This window comes from Paenibacillus sp. 598K, assembly GCF_003851045.1.
Classification (GTDB): Bacteria; Bacillota; Bacilli; order Paenibacillales; family Paenibacillaceae; genus Paenibacillus_D.
The window spans coordinates 1-517 of record NZ_BFBX01000053.1 but is presented as its reverse complement, the minus strand read 5'-3'; the positions used below and the strand labels follow the sequence as shown (position 1 = coordinate 517).

1 pseudogene is annotated in these 517 nt (G+C 49.9%); it reads right to left on the bottom strand.

Annotated elements, in window-relative coordinates:
* Nucleotides 1-353: pseudogene (locus PA598K_RS16450) on the bottom strand (helix-turn-helix domain-containing protein); the annotation flags it as partial.
* Between the last annotated feature and the right edge of the window lie 164 nt (nt 354-517).

The window sequence follows — 517 nt, the reverse complement described above, 5'->3', positions numbered from 1 at the left end:
GCGCGATACAGATAGACCGAATAGATCAGCGTCTCGCTGGCGGCAAGCGCTCTCAGATTGTCTGCAACCTCGTAAGCGATCTCGATCTCCTGGGGAGTCTCGCGAGCGCTCAGGAATTGCTGGAACCGGTTATTTTTTTGGATCGCCTCGAGCAGGCTTAGCTCGATATCGTTCAAGGAGCGGGACAAGCGGTCGATCGTATATTCTGCGCTGATGCGGTCTGCCTTGACCGCCTCGGTATGAGAAATATCCGTCACGATGATGAACGATAAAAAAATCAAAATCGTAATCGTAATGAGAAAGATCGGAAAGTAGGAAAACAGCATCCGTCGATACCAGTTCTGCTTCAGCAATGGGACAGCCTCCTCGGCAGTAAGTGCAAAAAGGAAAAATAGGGTAAGCGCTTACTCTAGTGTAAAGCAATCCGCTGCAGGAATCAACCGACAAATAGTCCCGGTTGCACAAGACCGGGACTGTCACAAGGTGAAACGGCCTTCAGGAACATAGGTATCGCTAA